Source organism: Acidaminococcus intestini DSM 21505, from assembly GCF_000425045.1.
Taxonomy (GTDB): domain Bacteria; phylum Bacillota; class Negativicutes; order Acidaminococcales; family Acidaminococcaceae; genus Acidaminococcus; species Acidaminococcus intestini.
Genome location: NZ_AULA01000024.1, coordinates 21,087 through 39,744, shown reverse-complemented (window position 1 = coordinate 39,744; position 18,658 = coordinate 21,087). Strand labels below are relative to the sequence as shown.

15 protein-coding genes and 1 riboswitch are annotated in these 18,658 nt (G+C 49.8%); of the genes, 11 read left to right on the top strand and 4 right to left on the bottom strand.

Annotation, left to right across the window (positions count from 1 at the left end; genetic code table 11):
- A partial coding sequence (locus tag H503_RS0108190) for a transposase (protein ID WP_162141339.1) occupies window positions 1-301 on the top strand: 301 nt, incomplete at its 5' end.
- Between the two features lie 8 nt (window positions 302-309).
- On the opposite strand, the gene H503_RS12975 is transcribed toward H503_RS0108190, so the two are convergent.
- Both H503_RS12975 and H503_RS0108185 read right to left on the bottom strand, forming a co-directional pair.
- Window positions 310-564, bottom strand: a complete 255-nt coding sequence (locus tag H503_RS12975; protein ID WP_420865024.1) for a transposase — start codon at window positions 562-564, stop codon at window positions 310-312.
- Window positions 565-1,191: 627 nt separating this feature from the next.
- Window positions 1,192-2,088, bottom strand: coding sequence for a LysR family transcriptional regulator (locus H503_RS0108185; RefSeq protein WP_009015134.1), 897 nt, complete (start codon window positions 2,086-2,088; stop codon window positions 1,192-1,194).
- A gap of 226 nt (window positions 2,089-2,314) precedes the next feature.
- On the opposite strand from H503_RS0108185, the gene H503_RS0108175 reads away from it, so the two are divergent.
- The 3 genes from H503_RS0108175 to H503_RS0108165 all read left to right on the top strand — a co-directional run bounded on the left by H503_RS0108175 (window position 2,315) and on the right by H503_RS0108165 (window position 6,017).
- Window positions 2,315-3,808, top strand: coding sequence for an aldehyde dehydrogenase family protein (locus H503_RS0108175; protein ID WP_226828513.1), 1,494 nt, complete (start codon window positions 2,315-2,317; stop codon window positions 3,806-3,808).
- A gap of 213 nt (window positions 3,809-4,021) precedes the next feature.
- Window positions 4,022-4,822, top strand: a complete 801-nt coding sequence (locus H503_RS0108170; RefSeq protein WP_009015132.1) for an AAA family ATPase — start codon at window positions 4,022-4,024, stop codon at window positions 4,820-4,822.
- A gap of 1 nt (window position 4,823) precedes the next feature.
- Window positions 4,824-6,017 carry a vWA domain-containing protein gene (locus H503_RS0108165; RefSeq protein WP_009015131.1) on the top strand — a complete coding sequence of 398 codons (1,194 nt, stop codon included), beginning with the start codon at window positions 4,824-4,826 and terminating at the stop codon, window positions 6,015-6,017.
- Window positions 6,018-6,074: 57 nt separating this feature from the next.
- Here H503_RS0108165 and aroD read toward each other — a convergent pair whose 3' ends face one another.
- On the bottom strand, window positions 6,075-6,830 hold the full coding sequence (gene aroD / locus H503_RS0108160; protein ID WP_016459766.1) for a type I 3-dehydroquinate dehydratase: 756 nt from the start codon (window positions 6,828-6,830) through the stop codon (window positions 6,075-6,077).
- Window positions 6,831-7,031: 201 nt separating this feature from the next.
- Here aroD and H503_RS0108155 point away from each other — a divergent pair, with 201 nt between their 5' ends.
- The 6 genes from H503_RS0108155 to H503_RS0108130 all read left to right on the top strand — a co-directional run bounded on the left by H503_RS0108155 (window position 7,032) and on the right by H503_RS0108130 (window position 12,767).
- Entirely contained in the window at window positions 7,032-7,541 is a 510-nt protein-coding gene (locus H503_RS0108155; RefSeq protein ID WP_009015129.1) for a shikimate kinase, read from the top strand.
- A gap of 69 nt (window positions 7,542-7,610) precedes the next feature.
- A complete protein-coding gene (locus tag H503_RS0108150) occupies window positions 7,611-8,666 on the top strand; it encodes a mechanosensitive ion channel family protein (protein ID WP_009015128.1) in 1,056 nt (351 codons plus the stop codon).
- A 93-nt stretch (window positions 8,667-8,759) separates the two neighbouring features.
- Window positions 8,760-9,989 carry a glycerate kinase type-2 family protein gene (locus tag H503_RS0108145; protein WP_009015127.1) on the top strand — a complete coding sequence of 410 codons (1,230 nt, stop codon included), beginning with the start codon at window positions 8,760-8,762 and terminating at the stop codon, window positions 9,987-9,989.
- A 203-nt stretch (window positions 9,990-10,192) separates the two neighbouring features.
- Complete coding sequence (locus H503_RS0108140; RefSeq protein ID WP_009015126.1) at window positions 10,193-11,521, top strand: amidohydrolase; 1,329 nt, start codon at window positions 10,193-10,195, stop codon at window positions 11,519-11,521.
- Window positions 11,518-12,312 carry a DUF3100 domain-containing protein gene (locus tag H503_RS0108135; protein WP_009015125.1) on the top strand — a complete coding sequence of 265 codons (795 nt, stop codon included), beginning with the start codon at window positions 11,518-11,520 and terminating at the stop codon, window positions 12,310-12,312. Before H503_RS0108140 ends, H503_RS0108135 begins: the two co-directional genes overlap by 4 nt.
- Window positions 12,312-12,767, top strand: coding sequence for a LysO family transporter (locus H503_RS0108130; RefSeq protein ID WP_014128004.1), 456 nt, complete (start codon window positions 12,312-12,314; stop codon window positions 12,765-12,767). Before H503_RS0108135 ends, H503_RS0108130 begins: the two co-directional genes overlap by 1 nt.
- Before the next feature lie 106 nt (window positions 12,768-12,873).
- Here the strand turns inward: H503_RS0108130 and thiC are convergent, their stop codons facing one another.
- Window positions 12,874-14,178 (bottom strand): phosphomethylpyrimidine synthase ThiC, encoded by a 1,305-nt coding sequence (gene thiC / locus H503_RS0108125; RefSeq protein ID WP_009015123.1) that lies wholly within the window; start codon window positions 14,176-14,178, stop codon window positions 12,874-12,876.
- A gap of 84 nt (window positions 14,179-14,262) precedes the next feature.
- A riboswitch (TPP riboswitch) is annotated at window positions 14,263-14,361 on the bottom strand.
- A gap of 391 nt (window positions 14,362-14,752) precedes the next feature.
- On the opposite strand from thiC, the gene nifJ reads away from it, so the two are divergent.
- Complete coding sequence (nifJ, locus tag H503_RS0108115; protein ID WP_009015122.1) at window positions 14,753-18,262, top strand: pyruvate:ferredoxin (flavodoxin) oxidoreductase; 3,510 nt, start codon at window positions 14,753-14,755, stop codon at window positions 18,260-18,262.
- Window positions 18,263-18,658 lie beyond the last annotated feature (396 nt).

The following is an 18,658-nucleotide window of genomic DNA, read 5'->3' as shown; positions in this document are numbered from 1 at the left end:
ATTGAGGCAGAAGACTGAATTGGCTGCGAAGCGGGAGCTAAACAAATGGTTAGCTATGGTAATGGGCTACAACTTAGATGCTTTTAAAGGGATTTTAAGATCTTTTAAAGATTGGGAGGCTGCAATTATTCAAGCAATTATCCAGCCATACTCCAATGGATTCACAGAAGGCTGTAACAACCTGATTAAGACGGTTAAGAGAGTTGCATTTGGAATGCGTGATTTCAACAGATTTAGGAACCGGATTCTCTATGTGAATTGGCAAAAAAGGAACTCGGCAAATGCCTTGCCGAGTTCCTAAAAGGCGATTTAGTTGTGGGGCACCCCAACATTTGACAAAGAACCCTTTTTTGTGTCTTTTTTCGGTTCTTCACGCATTTTGGGGGATGCCAAATCATACGTAGGTGACAGGTGCCGAATCAAGGTAAAAAAGTATCTGTCGTTCTTGTACCCATATGCATTCCGTTTGGTACCCTTGATCTTGTTGTTGTACCCTTCCAATCGGCCTGTGTTAATAGGGCATTTGGCGTGGTTTGCCAGACCGTCGATTCGCTTTTTCTTCAGCTTGGCGAATCGTGTTCCAATGGATGCCCGTTATCTTCTGCACTCCGGCAATCGTAAGTCCCTGGGCGAGCAGCGATGGAATCTACACAGAGGCCCGTTTGGTGATTCTCGTTCCAGGACATCTGTACGGATTGAGTTCCGTAACCGTTTTCTGACAGCAAGGACACCGGAAGCGGTGTCCCTCGAAGAGGACAGTGCACCGGGCCTTCGGCTGCATGGACACCGTCCTTAGGTGGGTTCGGTACGCGCTATAGACATGCATCGGCTTTACGCAGTAAGGGCAGAGAAAATCGGTATGACGTTTCTGACTGGTGATCATCCATGCCGTGGAATCGTCTAAAGGGTCCTCAGGGAGCCAAACGAGGTAATCGGGGTCTTTGACAAAACAGGCCAGTTTGAATAATGTATCGGATAGAGGACATCTCATTTCTCCTTTACTTTGATTTAGCCACCTTGTATTTTGGAAAATTTGATGTCCTTTTTCAATATTTATTTGTCTATGACCCCACAAATTTCCGTGAAGAACCATAAATTCTACCACAAATAGGCCCACCCGGTTCAATTGAATCGGACGGGCCTATTTGTATGAGGCTATCATTTCACAGCCCCCTTTTTTATTTTTGTAGATTACAGCGGCTCCGATGCGGCGTAATGCTGCACAATCCAGTTCCGCACTTTCTTGACAACAGGCGACAGGGGCCGGGTTTTGTCCCAGCTGAGGTAGACTGTACGGAAGAACTCCTGTTCATTTTCATTGATGGGAATGGCGACAACCCGTTCCGTCTGCATGGCAGGGACTTCAGGAAGAATGGACACGCCAAACTTCAGGGCTACATACTGCAGGGCCGTGTTGCATTCCTGGACTTCAAAAACCATATTGGGAATCATGGATCGCTTGATAAAAGCCTGATCAAGCTGGGCCCGGAGACTGCTTGTCTTGTTGAGAAGGACCATCGGTTCTTTGGCAAAATCAGCAAAGGTCACGGAATTTTTTTTGGCAAGAGGATGTTCCAGATAGACTGTGAGGTACAGTGGCTGCTTGGTCATGGTGACGCCATCCAAGGCTTCATCTCTTCCCGTTGTGAATGCAAGGTCCAGTTTCCCGTTTTTAAGTTGTTCACAGATATTGTAGGAAGTATCTTCCATGAATTGGAAGCGAATATCCTGGTTTTCTTTTTCTTCATAAAGAGCTTTCACGATGGGGGGGACCAAGGAGGCAGAAATGGAGTGAAAATAGCCTAGACGGATATTCATAGGAGCTTTATCTTTCATCTGACGCAGTGTTGCCTTTCCCTCTTCCAATAGGGCCATTGTTTTTTTGACATAGGGAAGGAAGCGTTCTCCATAGGGAGTTAAGGCAATTTTACGTTTTTCCCTTTTAAAAAGACTGACCCCCAGTTCCTTTTCCAGTTCTGCAATGGAATAGGAAAGGGAGGGCTGGGAAATATGGAGTTCTTCCGCAGCGCGGGTATAATGAAGGACCCGGGCCAAGGTTTCGAAATAAAGAAGCTGCAGTAGGGTCATGGAATCACCTCGTTCGTTCATACCTTCTTTCATCTTATTGTATCATGAGAGCTGGTCCTTGGATATGGAAAAACCGGAAAAGATCTTTATCAGGGAGCTTTTAGAAAGAAACTTTCAGAATAATATAAAGAGTTTGATAGAAGTTCTCTATAAATAGATGAGAAAACGCGTATTGGACTTTACTGTCTATCTACGGCATACTAAAGACAGATAAGATGTACCGAAAATTTCGGAAAGGCCTCTTTATGACGGTTTTTCCCCAGTAAAAAAGGAGCGTTTACTTATGGCAAAAGAAGTTACCCCGGAACAGATTGCTCAAATCGATGAAATGGTTGCCCGTGCCCATACGGCCCTTGATATCATTGCAACGTACGATCAACAGCGTGTTGACCGTCTCTGCCAGGCTGTTGCAGCTGCTGTCTGCGATATGAAGGTCTGGGCTCCGATATGTGACGAAGCCGTTGACGAAACCTCTCTTGGCGATAAAGTAACGAAGAGAAATAAGAGAAACAAAATCAAATTGATTCTCCGTGACTGCCTGCGTCAGCCTAGTGTTGGCATTATCGAAGAAAACCCTGCAAAGGGTCTTGTGAAATACGCTAAACCGGCCGGTGTCATTGCTTCCCTCGTCCCGACGACGAACCCCTGCTTGACCCCTGCTGGTCAGATTGTATATGCTATCAAAGCTCGTGACGTCATGATCTGTTCTCCCCATCCGAGAGCCAAGGTCGTAACGAATAAAATCATCGACATCATCCGCGCGACCCTTGTTCGCGAAGGGGCTCCGGCAGATATCATCCAAGGTATCAAGGACCCGTCCATCAACCTGACGAAAGTCCTCATGGAACGCTGCGACCTTGTTATTGCAACGGGTGGCCGTCCCATGGTCAAATCTGCTTATTCTTCCGGGACGCCTGCCTATGGTTCCGGTGCCGGCAATGCAACTGTCATCATTGATGACACGTGCAATACGCCGGAACGCCAGAAAGAAGCCGCTGAAAACACTCGTATTTCCAAGACCAGTGACTTTGGTTCTGGCTGCTCCTGCGACGGTAACCTCGTCATCCATGAATCCATTTATGATGACTTCGTTAAGGCTCTTGTGGCTGAAGGCGCTTACCTTGCCAATGAAGAAGAGGCTGAGAAACTGAAGAAAGTCATGTGGGATGAAACGGGGCACCGTCTGCCGAACACCGTTGCCATCAGCCCCCAGAAACTGGCCCTTGCTGCTGGCTTTGAAATCCCTGAAGACCGCAAGTTCATTGCAGTAACGGGCGGCGGCATCAACGATATTGGCAAGGAACACTTCTTCTCCAGTGAAAAACTGACGACCCTCCTGGCTCTCTTCAAATATGAAGGCGAATTTGAAAATGCCCTCACCATGATGCAGGCTCTCTTCAATGTAGGTGGTAAAGGTCACTCCTGCGGTATTTACTCCTTCAGCGATGATCACATTCATCGCCTGGGCATGGCTGCCCCTGTTTCCCGCATCATGGTCCGTCAGCCGAACAACCGCGGCAACGCTGGCTCTGCCTGGAACGGTATGCCTCCGACTTCTTCCATGGGCTGCGGCACTTGGGGTGGCAACATCGTTTCAGAGAACATTACCCTGAAACATTATATGAACACTACATGGGTTGCTCGGCCAATCGCCAAGGATATGCCTTCCAACGAAGAACTTTTCGGTGACTTCTTTAAACCGGGCATGGACGAAGAATAATAAAGACCTTTATAGAAAACCCTCTTGGGGAAAGCGCCTCCTCCATCTCCGTTTTCCCCTCCTACTCAATCTGATGCAGCAGAAGGTGACTTGCTCCCTTCTGCTGCATTTTTATGGATCAAACCTTGCTTCAAAAGGAAAAGTTAAGTATCATGGAACCATATAAAAACAAAGGACCTTCTCTGTAAGGAGGGGCCCCGAAAAGGAGACCTTATGAAACAATTCCAAGGAAGTGATACGTATATTGCCTCGCCAGAGCTCGTTCGCAGTGTCAACATTGCAGCGGCGCTCCAAAAACCGCTCCTCATCAAAGGAGAACCGGGAACGGGAAAGACCATGCTGGCCCAGTCCATTGCGGACAGCCTGGGCATGAAGCTTTTCATTTGGAACATCAAATCTACAACGAAGGCTCAGGACGGACTCTATGTCTATGATACGGTGCAGCGTCTTTATGACAGCCAGTTTGGTGCCGAGGGAGTGGATGACATCAAAAAATACATCCATCTGGGCAAGCTGGGCGAGGCTTTTAGCGAAGATCAGCAGAGCGTCCTTCTCATTGATGAAATCGATAAGGCGGACTTGGAATTTCCCAATGACCTCTTGTGGGAACTGGACCGCATGGAATTTTACATTCCCGAAACGGGGGAGACGGTCCGCACCAAAAAGAGGCCCATTGTCATCATTACGTCCAATGCGGAAAAGGAACTGCCGGATGCTTTCCTGCGCCGTTGCATCTTCCACTACATTGCCTTCCCCGATCCGGACATGATGCGCCAGATCATTCATGCCCATGACCCCAACTTGGAGGAGACCTTGGTCAATGCGGCCATCAAGGCGTTCTATGACCTCCGCAAGTTAAGCGGCCTTTCCAAGAAACCCGGTACCTCGGAACTTCTTGACTGGGTAAGGGCCCTTGTCATTGGGGGCATTGATGCGGAGACCCTATCTGAAGAAATCCCCTTTATCGGCGTACTTCTTAAAAAGACGGAAGACTTGAAACGCGTGGGGTACTGATATGTTTACGGATTTTCTCTATCTGCTTCGGGCCTATGGGTTGCCTGTGGGCCTTGTCGAGTGGACGGCCCTCATGGATGGACTTCGCTTGGGCCTTGAAAAGGAAAGCCTTATGGAGTTCTACCATATGGCACGGGCCATCTTGGTTAAACGGGAAACCGATTACGACCGTTTCGACCAAGCCTTTGCAGCTTATTTCAAGGGTCTGGCAGATCATGCGGACCTATCGGAAGAGATGGAACGGTGGCTTTCCCACGCCCTCACCCTATCGGATCCCGATTTTGAGGCGGCCCGCCTCCTATGGGAAAACAAGAGCCTTGAGGAGATTCGGGAAATCATGAGCCAGCGGATAAAGGAACAAAAAGAGGAGCACCATGGCGGCAGTAAATGGATCGGCACGGGCGGCATTACGGCCTTTGGCCATTCGGGCTATGCCCCTAAAGGCATCCGCATCAGGGGCCAGCGCGGCGGAGAGCATGCCTTAAAGGTGGCCGAGGAGCGTCATTTCCGTGATTTCCGTGATGATCATGTGCTTGGGATCCGCCAGTTCCAGGTTGCCCTGCGCAGGCTGCGACGCCTCTCCAATCGGGAAGAGACTCCAGCTACGGAACTGGATGTGGAGGAGACCGTTGCCGCAACGACGAAAAAGGGCGGTCAACTGGAAATTATCATGAAAAAGCCCCGCAAGAACCAGACCAAACTGCTGCTTCTCATGGACAGCGGAGGCTCCATGGATGCTTATGTGACCCTTTGTGCACGTCTTTTTCAAGCACTTCACGAAGGCCATCATTTCAAGGATCTTAAGACCTACTATTTCCATAACTGCTGGTATGAGAATTTCTTTCGTGACCCCAGCTGCGCCTGGCCCAATCGGATTGCGACGGAAGCGGTCCTTCATAACATCAAGAGCGAATATAAAGTCATTGTGATTGGGGATGCCCATATGGGACCCTATGAGCTTCTTGCCGTGGATGGGAACATCGATGACTGGCATGGCAACGAAAAGCCCGGCCTTGAATGGATCCAGATGGTAAGGCGGCACTTTCCTCATATGGTCTGGCTCAATCCTCTCCATGAAAAGCTCTGGCATTATGACTACAGCATGCGGACCGTGGGCATTATTGCAAAGGAAGTGCCCATGTTTCCCCTTACATTAAAAGGGCTTGAAAAGGCCATCGACCATCTGCAGAAATGAAAAAAGACTGTGCAGACGCGGGATGTTCCGCTTCTTCACAGTCTTTTTTGGTTTTTGTCAGTTGAGGCTCTTGAGGTAAATGGAAAGCTGGTTAGCTGGAAGCTGGCCTGGGGCAGAGGCTTTCCCAGCCGTGCCAAAGGTTACGGCCGACCCAAATACTTCGCCGCAGATGCGGCTGATGACGCCTAATTTCCCCATACTCATGGTAATGACTGGCGTCGTGTTATGATCTTCTTTCATGGCGAGCGTTGCATCAAGAAGGCGTAATACATCCCGTTCCGAGCGGGGCGTGACGGCAAATTTCACGATGTCTGCCCCAAGATCCTGCATCTGGCAAAGGTTTCCTACAATGACATCGCGGTCCGGTGTATTGATGTTATTGTGACGGCTGACAATCACCTTGACGCCAGCCTTATGGGCGGCTTCGACGACGGTGCGCACGGCCTTATCCCCGCGGGATAGTTCCACGTCCACAAGGTCGATGAGTCCGCTGTCAATGACGGCAAGGTTCAGGGTCACGTAGTCCGCAGTATCGATTTCAAGAACGCCCATTTCGACACTCGTCCGGATGGTAAATAGGATTGGGTCGTCAGGTAAGGAATTTCTCAGATACATCATGGGTTTGATACGGACTTCCGGATCGGCAAGATCTTTATAGAAATCAGCGCGCCACTCAACCATATCGTGGGGAGAATTTTCAATGAGACGAACTGATTTCTTGACGCCGTCAAAATCTGTATCCGTAATGGGGATGCAGATCTTGGGAATGCCGTCACCGATTTTTACATTGCGTACCTTTACTATTCTTGACATATCTTGCCCTCCTACTTTGCTTCTATGCTTCTATGTTGTCAAAAAATAAGAATAAGTGTATTCTATGGTGAGATGCGTGATTTGTCAAATCAAAGCCGGGAAAGGGGGGCCTTTGTCCTGATGGACAGAATGAACTGTATCAGGTGGAACAGGCTCTTTCCCAATGATGAAAATTGTGCATGAATCAAGGAGGAACCCTTTGTGAAAAATATAATCTTCATTGGCATGCCTGGGGCGGGCAAGACAACCATTGGAAAAGAAGTGGCACGCACCCTGGCATGGCCCTTCTTTGACAGTGATGTTCGGCTAAGGGAAAGGATCCATCGGGACATCAAGGAACTATTTCGGGAAAGCGAGGCAGCCTTTCGCCAGGAGGAAACAGAGACCTTGCGGGAACTTTGTCAAAAAGAGGGGATTGTTCTTTCCTGCGGCGGTGGCGTTATCAAAAAGGCCGAGAATGTGGCTCTTCTTAAACATGGGGGCTTCCTCATTTTTCTGGACCGTTCCCTTGAGGCCATCGCATCGTCCGTGGACCAGATGGGACGGCCGCTTCTTTCTGCATCAAAAAATCGCCTCAAAGAGCTTTATGATGAACGCTATGCCCTGTATCTTGCCGCGGCAGATCTCCATATTTCCGTTCGGGGCGGCATCAAAGAAACGGTGGAGGCCGTTCTTGCTGCCTTAAGGGAACAGGGCGTGGTTGAAGGATAAGGACCTTTTTGTTATCCTATAGGAGAAGATTCAGCGCTTCTTATCGCATCCTACCTAAGGAGGACCTACATGGAACCAACTTTTATCAAGGAATGGCTCCCCGTTTTTGTCATTGGTGCTGTAACGGTCATGATCTATATGCTGTTTCGCATCCTATCCACGCGGGTCATTCGTTTTATCCTCAATAAACTGCCTGATGATGCAGACCAGAATATCGCGACAGCTCTTTATAAACCGGGACGCCTTGCCATCATTTCCGGCGGTATTTATCTTATGGTCCAGGCAGCCCCCCTTGATGTGCCCCGGATCCAAACCTTTGTACAGCATGTCATGGCGAGCTGTGTCATTATTGCATTCCATTGGGTCTGGTACAATTTTTTCAGCTCTACGAATTATGTTTTTTCTTTTTTGACGAAAAAAGGCAAATGGAGTCTTGACGCAACCTTGGGAAACTTTATTTCCATGTGCCTGCGTATCCTTGTCATCTGTTTCTGCATAGCTGCCGTTGTGAGCTTCTGGGGCTTTGATATCAGCGGCTTTGTCGCCGGCCTTTCCATTGGCGGCCTTGCCGTTTCCCTAGCGGCCAAAGACTCTCTTTCCAATATCATTGCCTGCTGTATCATTATGCTTGATCATCCGTTCCGCATTGGTGACTGGATTGTCTGCAATGAGATTGAAGGGGCTGTTGAATCGATTTCCTTTCGCAGCACGAATGTTCGCACTTTGGCCCAAGGGCTTGTCAACATTCCTAATTCCCTGATCATTTCAACGCCCATTGTCAATTATTCCGTACGGGAGCGCCGCCGCATTGAAATGACAGTCGGCGTGACCTACGATACGACAAGCGAGCAGATGAAGACCCTCATTGAGGACCTGACGGAAGCCCTGAAAAACCATCCCCAGATCATCAATCAGGATATTTCCGTTGCCTTTACGGACCTTGCCGACAGCAGCCTCAATATCCTTATCATTTGCCATACGTATGAAACAAACTATGCCGCTTATCTCAAGGTGCGTGAAAAAGTGAATCTTCTTGTCCTGGATGTTCTTGCAAAAGACGGGGTATCCTGTGCTTTTCCGAGCCGGAGCATTTACGTGGAGACGCTTCCCCGTGAAAAAAAATAAACAATTTTTCAGCCAAAAGAGTGCCTTTTTCTTTTGGCTTTTTTTCTCCCATGCTATAATGGGAGAAACCTGAATTTATGAGGAGATGGACCTATGACGTTACGTGAAGATGCCCAGATCATTATGGATAAAGCACTGGCTGCATCCCTGCCCGATGCGGCCGTTGAAAAAGCCTTGAAGAACAAAAAATTTGGCAGCGGCCGGATTGTCGTCGTTTCCATTGGGAAAGCTGCCTGGCAGATGGCAAAGACGACGGTTGCTCTTTTGGGGGACCGCATTTCCGGCGGCATTGTCATTACCAAATACCAGCACGCCAAAGGGGCGTTGCCGCCCCTTGAAATCTACGAAGCAGGGCACCCTGTCCTCGATGCCAATTCCGTTGCCGCGACAGCCCGTGCCATTGATATGGTCAAGGATCTTGGCAAGGATGATACCGTTCTTTTTCTTATCAGCGGTGGTGGCTCTGCCCTTTTTGAAAAGCCTCTTATTCCGCTTTCGGAACTGCAGAAAATCAATTCCGATCTTTTATCGAGCGGCGCCGACATCGTTTCCATGAATACGGTCCGCAAGCGTTTCAGCGCCGTTAAAGGCGGAAAATTTGCTCAGATCTGTGCACCGGCTAACGTGTATGCCATTGTGCTTTCTGATATTATTGGCGATCCTTTGGATATGATTGCTTCTGGACCGGCCTATCCTGATACGTCGACGCGGGAGGATGCTCAAAGGGTCATCGAGCGCTACAAAGTCATTCTTTCCCCGGAGGCAGAAGCCTGTCTTGCCGTGGAAACCCCTAAGCGCCTTGATCATGTTGAAACGGTTGTCACCGGCAGTGTGACGGAGCTGGCGAAAGCCGGCAAAAGGGCGGCTGAAGCCCTGGGCTACCGAACCCATATCCTAACGTCCAGTCTCGATTGTGAAGCACGGGAAGCCGGGAGCTTTCTTGCTGCTATGGGCCGTGAATATGCTGGCTGCGGGAAAAAGATGGCTTTTCTGGCTGGCGGGGAAACGGTGGTTCATCTTCGTGGCCGGGGAAAGGGCGGGCGCAATCAAGAAATTGCGCTTTCTGCTGCTCGCGGGATTGCCGGTCTTTCCAACGTGGCGGTCTTCTCTTTTGGAAGTGACGGGACGGATGGACCGACCGATGCTGCTGGTGGCTACGCTGACGGTTCGACGGCAGCCCGTCTTTTGGAAGCCGGTCTTTCCATTCCCGACGTTCTTGAACGCAATGATGCCTACCATGCCCTTGAAAAATCGGATGGCCTTCTTGTTACAGGCCCAACAGGGACCAATGTCAACGATCTGTCCGTGCTTCTTATTGGCTGATGACGACGTTAAAAAGCACCCTTTTTGCAGTTTTCTGCAAAAAGGGTGCTTTTTCTGTTAAAGTGAGCGAAAACTTTTGTACTCTATTAAAAATATGAAACAAAATAAAGAAGTTAATTAAAAATACAAGCTTTATTTGATAAAGCTGGTATATGGTCGTATACTAGGAACATAACGAGAAGTAAAAAATAGAGGACAGAGGAGTGATTGCTACGGATAAGCTTGCACTGAAAGAAAAGGTTTTTGCTGCGATTGATGCCGCTTACGATGAGCTCTTTGACTATGCCAAAAGCGTGGCCAAGGAACCTGAGTTTGGTTTCAAGGAATTCAAGACGGCAAAAAAGGTAGAGGCTCAATTTGATAAACTGGGGATTCCCTACCGGAACCATCTTGCTATTACGGGTGTAAAAGGCCTTCTCAAAGGCGGGAAGCCAGGACCTACCATTGCCATCTTAGGAGAGCTGGACGCTATCAGTTCCCCGGATCATCCGTTGGCTGATCCCGACACGGGCGCGGCCCATGCCTGCGGACACCATATGCAGCAGTCCGCAATGCTCGCCGCCGCTTATGGGCTTGCCCGTACCCATGCGCTTGATGAGCTTTGCGGCAATGTCGTTTTCTTTGCCGTTCCTGCCGAAGAATATGTCCAGCTTGCTTACCGAAAGAAACTGCGCAGGGAAGGTAAGCTCCACTATCTTCACGGTAAGGGCCAGCTTATCTACGAAGGCGAATTTGATGATATTGATATGGCCATGCAGATGCATTCCAGCAAGAAAACGCCGGAACCGACGGTTGCAGTTGGTACGAGCAGCAACGGATTTGTTGGTAAGACCATCCAATATGTAGGACGCTCCGCTCATGCTGCTGACGCGCCTGATCAGGGCATCAACGCACTTAACGCAGCCATGCTTGGCATTATGGGCATCAATTCCCTCAGGGAGACATTCCGCGATGAAGACGCCATTCGCGTTCATCCAATCATTACCAAAGGCGGGGACCTTGTAAATAATGTTCCCGATGATGTACGGATTGAAACCTATGTGCGGGCCAAAACGATGGAGGCCATCGAAAAGACCCATAAAAAGGTCGATGCCGCCCTGCGGGCTGGCGGTATGGCTATTGGTGCCGAAGTCCACATCGACACGATGCCTGGTCATCTGCCCCTTGTCTGCAACGCCACACTTAATGAACTTCTGGTGGAAAATGCCAAGGAAGCGTTCCCCAGTGTCAAGATCATCAATGCCGGCCATTTCAGTGCTTCCACAGATATGGGAGACGTTTCTCATCTTATGCCCGCTATCCATCCTTTTATTGGGGGAACGGACGGGCTCCTTCACGGCGCCGATTTCAAGGTTGTCGACTTTAACGCGGCAGCGCTTCTGCCTGGCAAGGCTTTTGCCGGTATGGTCATTGATCTTCTGGCGGACAATGCCCAAAAAGCCAAAGCTCTTTTGGATCACTATGAACCCATCCTCACCAAGGATGCCTACATCAAGAAACTGGACAGCTATTTCAGCGAGGAGGAACCATGAAGAACATCAAACTGCATGTCTGTGTCATGCTCATGATCGTGATTGCGGAACTGATTGGCGTTAAATCCTTCAGTGTCGGCCCAGGAAAGATTGTGCTGCTGCCCATGCTTTATGCCCTCATCATCGGAATCTTTACGACGCCGCGCTTCCTTAATATTATGAAGCAAAAGGAAATGGAAGATGCAAGTTCCTTGATAGGGCTGACGCTCATGCTCCTCATGGCCCGCTATGGGACCCTTGTGGGACCAACCTTGCCCAAGATCATCAGCGCCAGTCCGGCCTTGATTTTACAGGAATTTGGAAACTTGGGCACCGTCCTTGTCGGGGTACCGCTTGCCGTGTTCTTTGGACTCAAGCGGGAAACCATCGGTGCGGCCCATTCCATAGCCCGTGAACCGAATATTGCCCTTGTCGGTGAGCGCTATGGCCTTGATACCCCAGAAGGTCGCGGTGTTATGGGTGTTTATATCAGCGGCACTGTTTTCGGAACGATTTTCTTTGGTCTCATGGCCAGTTTCTGCGCTGCCCTTGGAATCTTTCATCCTTACGCGCTTGCCATGGCATCTGGCGTTGGCAGTGCAAGTATGATGTCGTCCGCTGTCGGTGCGCTTGCCGTCATGTATCCCCAGATGGCAGACCAGCTGGCTGCTTTTGGTGCTGCCAGCAATATGCTCTCTGGCCTCGATGGGCTTTATATGTCGATTTGGCTCGCCCTGCCGCTTACGGAATACCTCTATAAAAAGTGCTGTATCGTAAAATATGGTCACGTACTCACGAAGGAGGAAGAATAATGATTGGATATAATTTAGCAGAAACTTTTGCTATCCTGCTTCTCATGAGTATCGAAGGGGCGATTTCCAATGCCCTTTCCGGCGCTGGCGGTGTGATTGAAGGCCTGCCCGGGCTGTTGATCCTTGTAGGGATTTCCATGGCGGGGATCCTTCTTGGCAAATATATGCCGGGAAAGATTCCTGCTGTTGCCTATGTTGTGACGTTAGGCTGTATATTGACGTATCCGGGGTTTCCTGGAAGTGATGTCATCAACTTTTATATGAAGAAAGTCGGGTTTGTTTCTCTTTGTACGCTCATCCTTGCCTATGCCGGTGTTTCCATCGGTAAGGATATGGATGCCTTTAAGTCGACAGGGTGGCGCATCGTTATCTTGAGCTGCGTCATATTTGCCGGCACCTATTTGGGTTCTGCCATCATTGCCCAAATCATCTTAAAGGCTATTGGCCAGATCTGACTTTTCCTATGAAAAAAGGCTTGCCGAACAGGAAGTGTTCAGCAAGCCCTTTTTGATGTCTTGGGGAAAGGGAGTAGGGTGCTTATTGGCCTTTTCCCAATGGACTTCAGTGTTTTTTCTTTTTCTTATCGTCAAGGTATTCGCCAATGATCTTGACAGCACAGTAATCTCCGCACATGGAGCAGTATTCATCCGTACTCTTGTTCTTGGCATTGCGGATGGCACGGGCTTTTTGAGGATCGATGGCAAGTTCCATTTGAGCTTCCCAGTCTAGTTTTTTGCGGGCTTTTGCCATGGCAAGATCTTGGGCCACTGCCTGGGGGAGGCCCTTGGCAACATCGGCCGCATGACCGGCTATGCGGGCGGCGACAACCCCTTCACGAACGTCATTGAGATCAGGCAGTCCCAAATGTTCAGCCGGAGTTACGTAGCAGAGAAAATCGGCTCCGCTGACAGCTGCGAGGGTCCCGCCAATTGCAGAAGTAATGTGGTCGTAGCCCGGTGCAATATCAGTCACAAGGGGCCCCAGCACATAGAAAGGCGCCCCGTGGCAGAGCCGTTTCTGCAGCTGCATGTTGGCGGCAATCTGATTGTAAGGAACGTGCCCCGGACCTTCTACCATGACCTGGACGCCTTTTTCCCAGGCACGATCCGTCAGCTCCCCAAGGGTGATGAGTTCTGTGATCTGGGCCCGATCCGTTGCATCGGCAAGACAGCCTGGACGCAGCCCGTCGCCTAAGCTGATGGTTACATCGTAGCGGGCACAGATATCAAGGATTTCATCAAAATGCTCGTAAAAAGGATTTTCCTTGTTGTTGGCGAGCATCCACCCGGCAATGAAGGAGCCGCCGCGGCTTACAATATCCATTTCGCGTCCTTCGGCAATGAGGATATCCACGGCACGGCGTGTGAGACCGCAGTGCATGGTCATGAAGTCAGCCCCGTCATGGGCCTGCTGCTCGATGACTTCAAAGATGTCTTCTTTCGTCATATCCGTCACTTTGCCATGGTTTCGGATTGCCGTAACCGTGGCTTGATAAATGGGAACGGTGCCGACCATGACCGTCGAATGCTCGATAATGGCACGGCGGGAGGCGTCGATGTTGTTGCCCGTTGAAAGGTCCATGACCGCATCGGCACCAGCTGCAATGGCCGCATCCAGTTTTTTCAGCTCGGGCGCGGGATCGGGGTAGGCCGTTGAAGTCCCAATATTGGCGTTGACCTTTGTCGAAAGCCCTTCCCCAACACCGCGGACCTTGAGGTTTTTATGGTTGATATTGGCACAGATGGCAATGGTTCCCTTGGCCACACGCTCTCGGATTGTTTCAGCTGATAGCCCTTCTTGGCGTGCGACTTCCTTCATTTCTTCCGTAATGATACCGGCAAGGGCTGACTGTCTTTGAGTTTTCATGAAAATTTCCTCCTTGAAGATAATAAGAAAGAGACCGCTTTTTCCATAGAAAAGCGGTCCCTTGGTTGGTCTTTTTTCATCTCCAGCCCGGCCGGCACACTTTCCTACGTCGGTATTAACCGCATCAGGTACAAAGGGTCGGCCAAAGGGCCTCTCAGCGAATGCGCACCCCCAGTGTTACCGTGGACGCAAGAAGCGTCCATCTGCAGTCATTGTAACAGATGCTTTTGCAAAATGCAAACGGCCCATCCCTTTTGTTTCATGGATGCAACGGAAACGAAAAGGGGTTTTCTTATGGCTCAAGACGGCGAAAACAAATAAATGAGAGAAAAAATACGGACTTGATTCAATGCTTCTGATAACGGGCTGTAGCATTATCCCATCCGATGATACGTCTTATTTTTCAGATAATTATACATTTCCCATTATCAAGTAAATTGTAGGGAAATTGGAGAAAAATTTATTTGTGATTATATTAAATTTGTTATATAATACAGGAGATTAGAGAGACTGAATGGAATGATATCGTTCATCCCAGATCAGTCACTTTTCTAAGAAAGAGGGGCTTTGAACAATGGCAAAAAAATTTAAGACCATGGATGGTAACACCGCCGCTGCGTATACTTCCTATGCGTTCAGTGATGTTGCCGCAATCTACCCGATCACTCCGTCTTCTCCGATGGCTGAAGTCAGCGATGAATGGGCTTCCCATGGAAAGAAGAACATCTTTGGTCGTCCTGTCAAGATCATGGAAATGCAGTCCGAAGCTGGTGCTTCCGGTGCTGTACACGGCTCCCTTGCCGCTGGTGCACTGACCACCACCTATACCGCATCCCAGGGTCTGCTCCTGATGATTCCGAACATGTATAAGATCGCTGGTGAACTGCTTCCTGCAGTTTTCAACGTCGCTGCTCGTGCACTGGCTACCAGCTCCCTGAACATCTTCGGCGACCATGCTGACGTTATGGCTTGCCGCCAGACCGGTTTTGCACTTCTTGCTGAATCCGGCGTACAGGAAGTCATGGACCTGACCGCTGTTGCCCATCTGGCTGCTATTAAAGGTCATGTTCCTTTCCTGAACTTCTTCGATGGGTTCCGTACTTCCCACGAAATCCAGAAGATTGAACTTTTGGACTATGATGACCTTGCTAAACTGATTGACTACGAAGCACTGGATAAATTCCGCAAACATGCCCTGAATCCGGATAACCCTGTTACCCGCGGTACGGCTCAGAACCCGGATATCTACTTCCAGACTCGCGAAGCTGTCAACAAATACTATGATGCCCTGCCTGAAATCGTTGAAGAATACATGGAAAAAATCAGCAAGCTGACTGGCCGTGATTATAAACTCTTCAACTACACCGGCGCTGCTGATGCAGAAAATGTCGTTGTTATGATGGGCAGCGGTGCTCAGACTGCTGAAGAAGTTGCCAAGATCCTTTGCGAACAAGGCGAAAAAGTCGGTGTCCTGAACGTTCACCTCTATCGTCCGTTCTCTGCTAAACACTTCCTGGCTGCTATGCCGAAGACTGTCAAGAGAATTGCTGTTCTTGACCGTACGAAGGAAGCTGGCGCAAACGGCGAACCGCTGTACCTCGATGTCCGTGATGTATACTACAACATGGCTGACAAACCCCTGATTGTTGGCGGCCGTTACGGCCTCGGCAGCAAGGAATTCTATCCTGGCGATGCCCTGGCTGTCTTCGACAACCTCAAGAAGGCTGAACCGAAAAACCACTTCACCGTTGGTATCGTTGATGATGTAACGAACACCTCCCTCACGAAGGAAAAAGTATTCGACATCACCCCGAAAGGCACCACGAGCTGCATGTTCTGGGGCCTCGGCAGCGATGGTACGGTTGGCGCCAACAAGAGCGCTATCAAAATCATCGGCGATAAGACCGATATGTACGCACAGGGCTACTTCGCTTATGACTCCAAGAAGTCCGGCGGTATTACCGTGTCCCACCTGCGTTTCGGTCATACTCCGATCCATATGCCGTTCCTTATCAACACGGCTGACTATGTAGCTGTTCATAACTCTTCTTATGTTCATCGCTACAATGTCATGGCTGGCCTGAAAGATGGCGGCACGTTCCTCCTGAACAGCCCTTGGACCGATGCAGAACTGGATAAGGAACTTCCAGGACAGCTGAAACGTTATCTTGTTGAACATAAGATCAACTTCTACACCATTGATGCTGTTAAGATTGCTGAAAGCATCGGCCTTGGCGGTCGTATCAACATGATCATGCAGGCTGCTTTCTTCAAACTGACCGGTATCATCCCTGTTGAAGATGCTGTGAAGTACCTGAAGGAATCCATCGTCACCAGCTATGGCAAGAAAGGCCAGAAGGTTGTTGACATGAACAACGCTGCTGTTGACCAGGGCGTCAATGCCATCCATAAGGTTGAAGTTCCTGCTGCTTGGGCAAATGCGGCTGATACGGAACTCTATCCGAAGACGGGCAACGCTTGGGTTGACGATGTCATGGTTCCCATGAACAAACAGGAAGGCCATGACCTGCCTGTCAGCAAACTCATGGGCCAGGTTGATGGTACGTTCCCTGCTGGTACGGCTGCTTATGAAAAACGCGGCATTGCAATCAATGTTCCTGAATGGAAGATTGAAAACTGCATTCAGTGCAACCAGTGCTCTTATGTCTGCCCGCACGCTGCTATCCGTCCTGTTCTCCTGAACGACGAAGAAGTAAAGGCTGCTCCTGCAGAATTTACGACTAAACCGGCTGTTGGCGCTAAGGACCTGCACTTCCGCATGATGGTTTCCCCCATGGACTGCCAAGGCTGCGGCAACTGCGTAGACGCTTGCCCGGCTAAGGAAAAAGCCCTTGTCATGATGCCGTTTGCTACCCAGGAACATCTGAAAGATGCTTGGGAATATGGCATCAAGAAGGTCTCTGCAAAGACCAACCCGATGAATAAATACACCGTTAAGGGCAGCCAGTTCGAACAGCCGCTGCTTGAGTTCTCCGGTGCCTGCGCAGGCTGCGGCGAAACTCCGTATGCTAAACTGGTAACCCAGCTCTATGGTGACCGCATGATGATTGCTAACGCTACGGGCTGCTCCTCCATTTGGGGTGCTTCCGCTCCTTCCATGCCGTACACCAAGAACCATAAGGGTCATGGTCCTGCCTGGGCTAACTCCCTGTTCGAAGACAATGCTGAATATGGTCTGGGTATGTATCTCGGTGTCAAAGCCGTTCGTGAACGCCTGGCTCAGGAAATGGAAGCCGTTAAGGATTCCGTCAGCGCTGACCTGAAAGCTGCTATGGAAGACTGGATTGCTAACGCTGAAGTTGGCGAAGGCAGCCGTGAACGCGCTGAAAAGCTCGAAGCTCTGCTCCAAGCTGAAAAGAGCGGTAACGACAAACTCGAAGCCATCTACAACGACAAACAGTTCTTCGTTAAACGTTCCCAGTGGATCTTTGGTGGTGACGGCTGGGCTTACGATATCGGTTACGGCGGATTGGATCACGTCCTCGCTTCCGGCGATGATGTCAACGTTCTTGTCTTCGATACCGAAGTTTACTCCAACACGGGCGGCCAGTCCTCCAAGTCCACGCCGGAAGCTGCTGTTGCTAAGTTCGCTGCCAGCGGTAAGAGAACCAAGAAAAAGGATCTCGGCATGATGGCTATGAGCTACGGTTATGTCTATGTTGCTCAAATCAACATGGGTGCTGATAAGAACCAGGCCCTGAAGGCAATCAAGGAAGCTGAAGCTTACCATGGTCCTTCCCTCATCATTGCTTACGCTCCGTGCATCAACCACGGTATCAAACGTGGCATGGGTCACTCCCAGCTCGAAGCAAAGGCAGCCGTTGATTGCGGTTACTGGTGCAACTACCGTTATAATCCTGAACTGAAGGAACAGGGACAGAAGTCCTTCTTCCTCGACAGCAAGGCTCCGAACTTCGATGAATTCGAAAACTTCCTGAAGGGCGAAGTTCGTTATGCATCCCTGGCTAAAGCCTTCCCGGATCAGGCTGAAGAACTCTTCGCTAAGACGAAGAAAGATGCTCAAGAACGCCGCGCTGGCTATGAAAAGCTGGACGCTGAATAATTGAGTCTTCAAAAGACCGTCGCATTTGCGGCGGTCTTTTTTTAGAAAAAAAGGGAATCCCCATCCAAACCTTGTTTGGATGGGGATTCCCTTTTGCTGTTTCTCTATGATGATGGTATGTCTGGTGCAGAAATGCGCTTCTATCGGCTTCTGTGACACCGTCCGGTGGTCTATTTCCATAGGGCTTTAGCCTTCCAATCTTTTGGCTTCTGGTCTTTTGCCTTCCGGTCTTTTCCCTTAGAACTCGATTTCTCCAAAATCGATCCGCCCCACCAGGGTGGTAAGCGCATCGCCGATCGATTCGCGAGCTCCCTTTGCGCCTTGGAAAGAGCAAAGCGAGAGATCGTGACAGGGCGCTTATCCAGGGAGCGCGACAAAGGCGGAGCGCGAGTCGGA